Source organism: Vibrio scophthalmi LMG 19158 (genome assembly GCF_000222585.1).
In the GTDB taxonomy this organism is placed as follows: domain Bacteria; phylum Pseudomonadota; class Gammaproteobacteria; order Enterobacterales; family Vibrionaceae; genus Vibrio; species Vibrio scophthalmi.
Map to the genome: position 1 here is coordinate 1 of NZ_AFWE01000114.1, position 8,651 is coordinate 8,651.

Annotated in this window: 13 protein-coding genes; 4 read left to right on the forward strand and 9 right to left on the reverse strand. The window is 42.7% G+C overall.

Going from position 1 to position 8,651, the window contains the following annotated elements:
* Both RH88_RS09760 and RH88_RS09765 read right to left on the reverse strand, forming a co-directional pair.
* A partial coding sequence (locus RH88_RS09760; protein WP_005595414.1) for a cytochrome b occupies positions 1–531 on the reverse strand: 531 nt, incomplete at its 3' end.
* A 65-nt stretch (positions 532–596) separates the two neighbouring features.
* Positions 597–1,223 (reverse strand): heme-binding beta-barrel domain-containing protein, encoded by a 627-nt coding sequence (locus tag RH88_RS09765; RefSeq protein ID WP_005595416.1) that lies wholly within the window; start codon positions 1,221–1,223, stop codon positions 597–599.
* 426 nt (positions 1,224–1,649) lie between these two features.
* On the opposite strand from RH88_RS09765, the gene RH88_RS09775 reads away from it, so the two are divergent.
* Entirely contained in the window at positions 1,650–2,570 is a 921-nt protein-coding gene (locus RH88_RS09775) for an IS5 family transposase (protein WP_005595420.1), read from the forward strand.
* A gap of 260 nt (positions 2,571–2,830) precedes the next feature.
* Here the strand turns inward: RH88_RS09775 and RH88_RS09780 are convergent, their stop codons facing one another.
* The 7 genes from RH88_RS09780 to radC all read right to left on the reverse strand — a co-directional run bounded on the left by RH88_RS09780 (position 2,831) and on the right by radC (position 6,681).
* Positions 2,831–3,196, reverse strand: coding sequence for a hypothetical protein (locus RH88_RS09780; RefSeq protein ID WP_005595421.1), 366 nt, complete (start codon positions 3,194–3,196; stop codon positions 2,831–2,833).
* A complete protein-coding gene (locus tag RH88_RS09785; RefSeq protein WP_005595423.1) occupies positions 3,193–3,927 on the reverse strand; it encodes a hypothetical protein in 735 nt (244 codons plus the stop codon). The genes RH88_RS09780 and RH88_RS09785 overlap by 4 nt, the downstream gene beginning before the upstream one ends.
* Before the next feature lie 18 nt (positions 3,928–3,945).
* Entirely contained in the window at positions 3,946–4,116 is a 171-nt protein-coding gene (locus RH88_RS23590; RefSeq protein WP_005595424.1) for a hypothetical protein, read from the reverse strand.
* A 134-nt stretch (positions 4,117–4,250) separates the two neighbouring features.
* Positions 4,251–5,141 (reverse strand): LPD25 domain-containing protein, encoded by an 891-nt coding sequence (locus RH88_RS09790; RefSeq protein WP_040757918.1) that lies wholly within the window; start codon positions 5,139–5,141, stop codon positions 4,251–4,253.
* A gap of 88 nt (positions 5,142–5,229) precedes the next feature.
* Positions 5,230–5,709: a DUF2787 domain-containing protein gene (locus RH88_RS09795; RefSeq protein ID WP_005595427.1), complete on the reverse strand. Its 480-nt coding sequence runs from the start codon at positions 5,707–5,709 to the stop codon at positions 5,230–5,232.
* Positions 5,710–5,773: 64 nt separating this feature from the next.
* Positions 5,774–6,217: a DUF2787 domain-containing protein gene (locus tag RH88_RS09800; protein ID WP_005595428.1), complete on the reverse strand. Its 444-nt coding sequence runs from the start codon at positions 6,215–6,217 to the stop codon at positions 5,774–5,776.
* Positions 6,217–6,681: a RadC family protein gene (gene radC / locus RH88_RS09805; protein ID WP_005595429.1), complete on the reverse strand. Its 465-nt coding sequence runs from the start codon at positions 6,679–6,681 to the stop codon at positions 6,217–6,219. Before radC ends, RH88_RS09800 begins: the two co-directional genes overlap by 1 nt.
* A gap of 160 nt (positions 6,682–6,841) precedes the next feature.
* On the opposite strand from radC, the gene RH88_RS09810 reads away from it, so the two are divergent.
* The 3 genes from RH88_RS09810 to RH88_RS09820 form a co-directional block, all read left to right on the forward strand.
* On the forward strand, positions 6,842–7,033 hold the full coding sequence (locus RH88_RS09810; protein WP_005595430.1) for an AlpA family transcriptional regulator: 192 nt from the start codon (positions 6,842–6,844) through the stop codon (positions 7,031–7,033).
* A gap of 88 nt (positions 7,034–7,121) precedes the next feature.
* Complete coding sequence (locus RH88_RS09815) at positions 7,122–7,601, forward strand: ribonuclease HI (protein WP_005595431.1); 480 nt, start codon at positions 7,122–7,124, stop codon at positions 7,599–7,601.
* A 562-nt stretch (positions 7,602–8,163) separates the two neighbouring features.
* Positions 8,164–8,651: IS110 family RNA-guided transposase (locus RH88_RS09820; RefSeq protein WP_005595433.1), on the forward strand; the 488-nt coding region annotated here is incomplete at its 3' end.

Sequence of the window (8,651 nt, forward strand, 5' to 3'; positions counted from 1 at the left end):
AATACGACCTAGCATACGTGCCATGGTATTATCTCTATCAATAATTTGGTGCTTGATTGCTCCGAGTATATGTAAAGTTAATAGAGCGATAATTATATTGACTGACAAACCATGTACCATACTACCTAGTTCTTGAAGCCATGGAATGCTATCGCCTTTCGCTATAAGCTGCCAGCCAAAGATGTCAGCGCCGCGGCCGCCACCTACACTCATTGCTATTCCAGAAAGGGGCATGGTTAGCGTGGCTAGCATTAATAGACCATGAATGATGTTTGCCAGCCGATTTTGCCATGCGGACCCGATAGAGGCTGGCTTTATTGCACCTTCTTTTATACGCCAAACAATACGAGTTATGGCAATAATCAAAATCAGCGCGCCGAGTGATTTATGTAAACCGATTAACTCAAATTTGTCCGGTCCTTTTGGTAGTTCGACCATATAAAGGCCAAGGATAAAAATAGCGATAAACATCAACCCTGTCGTCCAGTGTAGAACGATGGTTTGCAATGATAATGGTTTTTTGTAGAACATATTCTTTCCTTTTCGCCTTATGGATAGCGATAGCTGTCCAAAAAAGCAAAGCTGTAATGGAGGGATTATTTAACTCTGATTAAGGTACTTGTGTCTGTGTGCGCAAACGGTTTGCCATAGACATGCAGCGCAGTTGTTTGTGAGTATCGAATGACCTCGTCTGCACTAATATCTAACAGCATAGAGAAATCGGTAGTGGTGTCATTTTTTGTCATGTATTCACTTTCTGCAATGCCACGTTTTTGTGTTTTAAATTCAATTTTATCGCTTACTTTTCCTTCCGTTACAACACAGACCGCTCTTGGGATGCAGTAAGAGTTGTAAACCATTTGATTTTCTTTGTCATAAATAAAATAGCCACGCTGGTCATGAAATTTACCATTATCGCGTTTTCGAAAGACTTCTTGTTTGTAGTAAAGAGCAACAAGATATTGGTCACTGGCATTTTTGGCATCTGCTGCAGGTTCGAATACGATAGTTTCATAGTAGGGCTCAACGGCTGGTCCACCTTTTCCTACTTTTGTGCCATCTTGGCCTGGGGCTATGTCCACGCCACCAGACTCTGCGCTTTTCCATTCACCAATAAGCTTTGCTAATGGTCCAAAATCAAGTCCGTTAACGACGGTGGAATCCTGGGAAAAAACAAGAGGTGATGCTGTTAATAGGGCGGCTAACAATAAACTGTTTTTCATTTCTTATTCCTTATTAGTATATTTGCAGTGTTACGGTAAACTTAAATATTTGCTCAAGATATTAACCCTATTTTTTGTATGTAAATAAGGAATTAAATCGATTGATTTTGGCTGTTTTTTTCATGTGAACCACTTCAAATATTGATGCGAAATCGTTCTTGAAACAATGAGTTGGTTTTCTGTTGAGTGGCCCTGCTTTATAGGTTCGCTAACCACAAAGGGAAAGCGCTGTTTTACATGCAGAGTACAAAAAATAAATGGTGGGGTGATACTCAGATAAAAAGAGCCCGCGTTGGAGTGCGGGCAAAGTCAACCAATAATGGGGGCGTGTTATTCACACAAATAAGGGCTTTGTTGCGTAAATCGATGGAACTAAATCCAAAGCTTACGATCTGATCGGCTACATTCATTCAACTCTGTAGTCTCATGTCGAAACCTCGTTACAAAACAAGCAACTGGAAGCAATACAATCAAGCTCTCATAAACCGAGGCTCTCTGACGTTTTGGATTGACGAGGAAGCGATAAGAGAGTGGAAACAAGGCAAGCAAAACAAGCGCGGGAGACCTCGTGTTTTCAGTGATTTAGCCATCACAACCGCTTTGATGATAAAGCGTATTTTTTCAATGCCACTTCGCGCTTCGCAAGGCTTTATTGATTCCGTGTTTCAACTTGCTCACCTTCCACTGCGCTGCCCACATTACAGTTGTATCAGTCGTCGAGCCAAAGACGTTGATGTAAGTTTTAAGACGAAAACCAAAGGAGCGATTCAGCATCTTGCTATCGATGCGACAGGTCTCAAGGTTTATGGTGAGGGCGAGTGGAAAGTAAAAAAACATGGCACGGATGGTAAACGCAGAGTGTGGCGAAAATTACATCTCGCAGTTAATACGAGTACGCACGAAATTATTGCCGCAGAGTTGAGTTTATCAACGGTGACGGATGCAGAAGTGTTGCCTAATTTGCTTAAGCAAACACGTCGAAAAATCCTTGAGATATCAGGCGACGGGGCTTATGACACGAGGGATTGCCACGCAGCAATCCGCATCAAACGAGCTGTAGCACTTATCCCTCCAAGAGAGGGTGCGGCATTCTGGGAACGAGGTCATCCGAGAAATTTAGCAGTTGGTTGTCAAAAGCTATATGGTTCGAATAAGCATTGGAAAAAGCGCTATGGCTACCACAAGCGCTCGCTATCTGAAACGGCGATGTATCGAGTCAAACAGTTGTTTGATGGACGGCTAAGTCTAAGAAATTACAACGCACAAGTTGGTGAAACCTACGCGATGATCAAAGCATTGAACAAGCTCAAAGGGCTTGGTATGCCTAAAACTTGCCGTGTTGGCTAAAAATCAGTCCAAATGGGCTGTTCGGCTTCGAAATGAATTACGCAACAAAGCCACAAATAAGACTAAGTGCCTCCTATAAACCGTGAGAGCAAATAGGAGGCGTTTCACAACTATCAGCTTTATGAATAGGCTGATGCTTGTAATGTCTGCTCAATCTCACGAAAAATCTAGCCGATACCTCAATATTTTAAAGGTTAGTTCCAATTTATTTGGAACTAACCGAGGTCGAACATGGCCCCCAAACGATTGTTCAGAGAGAATTAATTAAATGTCCACGTCCAATCCCCGTTATTGGTACGTACAGTTGCTTCAATGATATTGCATGTTGCCGATGGTGAGAACATGCGCTTTTCACCCATCTTCATTGTGTATGGTAGCGCCATTTGACGAGCGTTGGGGTAACGTATTTTTTCTACGGTAGTTAATCGGACATTACCGTTTTGACAACTACCTTGGTTAAGTATGATTTCCTTGATTACTACGTTGTTATTACTTGCAACAGCACGTAATACGGAAGCGTTACCACGGAACTCCTTATAAATTTCTAAAGGTGCAGATCCTGCCGACACATGAGCAGAGGCAAAGATGCTAGTGATGAAGGTGAGTGCGGTAAGTGTCTTTTTCATTCTGTTTCCTCTTTTGTGTTGTTTAGTAAATTGTGTTGATGTGTTTTTACATTGAAGGTGGATGGGTATTCGAAGGTGAACGTTGATACGCTCACTGCTTGAATGTGTTCGATTGCAATGACTTGGGTTTCAAGTTGTTCATTGACGTACTGCCCAATAATCAATTCAATCGCCGGGTAGTGATGCATTAATCCCAGAGGCATGACATACAGTTTTGTGGTTTCATGTAGATGCAAAGTTAGCCAATGGTTGTGGTAAAGCGCGGTATTAATTTTCTGAAAATTCTCCTCGTAAATTTGGCGTGGTAACTGACTGCTTATCTTTTTCAGCCATTGCCTTTCTTTGTTTGCACTGGCGGTTGAAAATAAAGAGCGTCTTGCATCTTCAAATCGGCTCTGTAGTGCGTTAAGAAGACTGGCGGGCGTTAAGTGAATGAGGTGCTCATTAGCGAGCTGAAAGATGAGCGCATCTCTTGGCGGTAGCGCATGACGTTGATGCAATTTATTTTGATACCCGTAAGGTTTGCTACGGTCATCTTTCTCAATCAAATTAAGGACCACCAGTACATTGAGATTGCGTTGTATGGTGCGAATGTCTCGATGTATTTCCCTTTCTGTTAATTGGTGTTTGATTTCAAGCGTGGTGGTCTTGAAGTGATAAGGCACGAGCTGGTATATCTCAAACACAAGGGATAAGTGCTCGTAAGTACTAAAGCGTATCTGTTTGCTCATAGTGGTGAGGCTCGGTGATTATTGAGCGTCTGAATGGGCAATGAGACTAATGTCATCAAGGGTATAACCTCGTTTGAGTAATTCATCGATGGCGATCTCTCTTATTTCATTAGAGCTATCGGTCTTTAGTAATTCAAACAACTCGTGGATAGATTTTTCTTGAGCGGTGCTGCGATTGATAATGGGCATGATGGCGACTCAGATAATGAATTTCTTTCGAGTGTAAATAGCCATTGGGCATCAAGCGTCCAATGCGGTTTTTGAACGATGAAATAGAAGAAGATGCCAAATGGCCTCCGCTATATTTGCTGCCTGATGGTGGTTTATTCTTGGATCGCCACCTCTCCAAAAGGCACGTATTTCGCTTTAATGGCGGTATTCCAAAACACCATCTTTTGAATGCACCAGCCATGGTAGTTATAATCTAGAACGGTTAAGCCATCGCCTTGTCCTATGCCATAGTTATTACGATGTTCACAGCTTTGTTCTTTGTTGTTTAGAAATACCGTATCAGGGTGATTCAAACAGGCTTTACGCAGCTCTGGAAATAATCGTTTGGTATGGGTAGACCACGCTAAGATAATGGTACGAGGGGTTTTAGTATGATGGTCTCCTACATGGGGATCACTGAGCTCTTTATCGTATTCAGTATAAGTGGCTACAATTACGCCTTTCGCCCATTCAGGAATGACTAGCGCAGATTGAAAGGCGACTTCATTCGCTTGATGTTCTTTTTGCTCCTTTTCTTGTTGTTCACGTTTAGCCAGCTCTTTCTCTCGTTCTTGTTGCTTGGCAAGTTCAGTGGCTTTGATGGTTTGAATTCGAGCGTCAGTGACAAAACCGATCTCAAAACGATAGGTGAGCATGAGTGCGATTAATTGCTGGTGGTGCTCATCATTACGTAGCGACGGTTTATCTGTATCAAACTGATGTTTTTGATGGTATTCAAGCGAACTCAAGCAATGATCAGCAAAGCCGATGTCATTACCATTGCAGCCTAAATCCAATCGGCATTGGTGCTGATCGCCATTTTCAAATGTGACGGTGACATTGGTTTTATCATAACCCCCTAGAGGGTTTTGTTTTGCAATCGCTAATGCCTTATGTTCAAAGTCCATGAAGTTATAGATTTCTCCTTCGTTGAACTCATTAGATTCAGACCAATTTACGAGGACTGAGAACGGTGTAAGGGTTGGATTAATTATGTTACTCATGATGAGAGATCCTGATTGATGATTTACAGACATAAAAAAGCCGCGGCCAAATGGCTGCGGCGTGATGTGTTGACATAGAACCCAATGATTAAGATACGTTGATATTGATTTCGTCATACATGCCCATATCGGCATAAGCCAGAAAGTTATGCTCCCATAAGCAATACAATTCCTTCGCAGCAGCGTCTTCTTTGATGGATGAATAATCGCCTAAGTAACTGGCAAACCATTCGCCACTCAGAAAATCGAAATCTAACTCCTTAGCTAATTCAGGATAGTGATTGCCCACAAAGGCAAAGTCAGTGATGTAGGCGTAGCGCCACGTGTTATCCGCCTCTTTGGTTAAGGCTATTTCCACCGGATGAAAACCGCCATTTTCAGCACTGTAGCTTTTATCTCGAAAGTTGAAGATAACGCTGTTTGTTGTCTCTAAGTCAGATAACCATTTGGGGTTGTCTTTACATTGCTGGTTCATTGCATCAATAAGACATTGATTGAGTTTGTTAGATACCGGTAACAGTGTAGGGATAAGGTTGGTTACGGTGATGATAGTTTGTAATACAGACACGGCGTGTCCTCCTATGATTGAAATAAGATAATAGTTTGTTTAATCGGGTTGAGATTCGATGGGGTTAAAGGCGTAGCTCGTTGGCGGAGATATCATCAAAATGCTGGTTATGCAGTTGACGAGCGAAGGCTATCGCCCATGACTTGAATAGGTCAATGACTTGGGGCCTTGCTAGTTCACAGCCTTGAATATCGGGTTGATAGAACCAACCACGTTTAAAGTTGAAATAGAGCTCGGGCGCAACGTGCGGGCTGTGTTCATCGGGATAAGAAAAACTGGCAATAAACACCAACTTCCAAATATGACGATTATCTTCATCCCGCTCAAAGCGCATCTCCACTGGGTGCAATCCCTCTCTTCGGTGGTAGTAACCGGTATCTCTAAAATTCACAGAGAGTCGATGAATATCAGTGCGAAGAGAAAAGCTATCGAGCACAGTTTCAAGCTGACGATGCAGATTGAGCGGTAAGGTTAAGTCTTTGCCGTGAAGCCTGATTTTTCTTTTCATTAGATAAGCCCTCGCTCTGCAAAAGAGACACAGACTAAGCCCACCACAACATGATCAAGCACTCGAATGTCTAACAGCTTCAATGCGTCCACCAATCGAGTCGTTAAGCGTTTATCACTTGATGAGGGTTCGGCTACGCCGGAAGGGTGATTGTGCGCAAATATTACAGATGCGGCATTGGCTTGCAGTGCGGCCTTAGCGACTTCACGAGGATAGATGGAAGCGGAGTCTACTGTTCCATAGAACAGCTCTTGGTAACGGATGAGTTGATTTTGGTTATCTAAAAACAGCACCGCAAACACTTCCCGCTCTTGATGACCTAACTTCATCGAGAGGTAGTGTTTGGTGTGGTCAGGCTTAGTGAATGAGTGGTCGCGTTGGTATTGGTGCTCTAGTAACTCAGCGGCTTTTTCGAAGACTTGTAAGGCCGTCATTGGGGCGGTGGTGACGTAATCGGTATGCATAATAGCACTCCTTGAATTGATTAATGGGTAGATGCAAGGAGGTAATATATGGTTGAAATTTTTTGGAAACGTGGCGAGCCAGCCCAGCACGAAGTCGGACTCAATATTTTTTAATAGCGAAGGGGATTCCTTTGAACTCATAGCTCAAAGGATAATTCTCATGCGATTTTTAAGATTAAAAGAAGTGATGGCAGTAACGGCATTAGGCCGTTCAAGTATTTACAAGTTCATGAACGAAGAACGATTCCCGCAAAGCGTGTCATTGGGTGATAGAGCGGTAGCTTGGGTAGAAAGTGAAATCGAAGAATGGATGCAAGAGCGCTTAAGCAAGCGCGATGAACAACAAGCATAACCCCTATAGCCACCAGCAATACCCTATGACTAACCAATCGAGACTGGTCTAACAATAAGGCCAGTCATCTCCTAGAAGGAATACATTCATGAACATTAATCAAAATAAAAATCAAGGCTCTTACTCAATTTACATCGATGGCGCAGCACCCAACAATCAGAGCGGTTGTCTGAGAGGCGGTATCGGTATTGCGGTGTACGATGAAGATAATTATTTGGTGGATAGCTACGCAATCACCATCAATAGAGCAACAGATAATGCAGAACTAGAGCTTATGGCGTTAGTGGAAGCGTTAGGGTATGCCGTCGATGGTGATGTTATCTACTCAGACAGTGAGTTTTGTGTGAAGGGCTACAACGAATGGCTGGATGGTTGGAAAGCGAAGGGATGGCGTAAAGCAAATAAAAAGCCAGTGGCATATCGTCATTTATGGCAACAAGTGGATGAGCTGCGTAGCGATAAGTATGTAGAGGTGTTTAAGGTGAAAGCGCACAGTGGTATTGAAGGGAATGAAAAGGCCGATGCATTGGCATCAATGGCGGCGCGTAATGGTGAGTCTAGAGCATAATAAGCGTAATTAGGTGGTTTAAAATGTAAAACTTAAGAATGGACGGTTAGTCAGTTTAGGGGCGCATCTCGTTGTGCCCCTTTATTGTACTCGGACGAAATGCGAATTTTCGTAAGTAGTGAGTTCATCCTAATAGTACCGATATGTTTGAGCTCCAGAACAAGGCTATGGATAATTGGAACGATTTATCTATCGTGTCCAGAAAAATAATTCTGTCAATAATATTTCAACAAAGTGCGTAACGAATTTAGAATGGCGGCAATTCTTCATTTATAACTAAGATAGAAAATGACGTTGACACAGTGCCGAGCTTGTAAAGGGTTAATCTCTCCTGACGTGAAGATTTGCTGTCATTGCGGGCAAGCTGACCCAAGAGGTAAGCGAAAACGTAATATCATTGTGGCCATTATTTTAGCGGCTCTGATGGTTATTTATTTGGCAAGTCAGCAATAGGCTTACATAAGGTGTTAGGTTAACAGGCTTTGATGTGATGGACGCACCTCCTTTTTAGCGTCGTTGTACCAAACTAATGGTGCAGCCATTGAGAACAGGAGTAACAAGCATGTCTATTAAAGTTGTTGGTATCGATCTAGCCAAAACCCTCTTTCAGGTATGCGTACTGAGTACCGATGGAAAAATAGTATCTAATCGCAAGGTTAAGCGGGATAAATTACTTGATACAATACGTCAGTTGCCGGATAAGACAGCTCTTGCTATGGAGTCTTGTGCAACGTCTCATCATTGGGAAAGAGCGTTTCAACAACTAGGGTTTAGCGCCACACTTATTCCTGCACAACACGTTAAGCCCTTTGTAGGAAGACAAAAGAATGATGCCAACGATGCAAGGGCAATCTGTGAAGCATTTTCAAGACCCGATATTCATTTTGTCCCCGTTAAATCTGTTGAGCTACAAGATCTAAAAGCATTGCGTAGCGTCCGTAAACGCTTGGTAGAACAACGAACAGCACTTGCTAATCAGATAAGAGGCTTAGTCGCTGAATATGGCATTATTTTCCCTCAATCTATTAAGGTGCTACGGAGCCAGTTGCC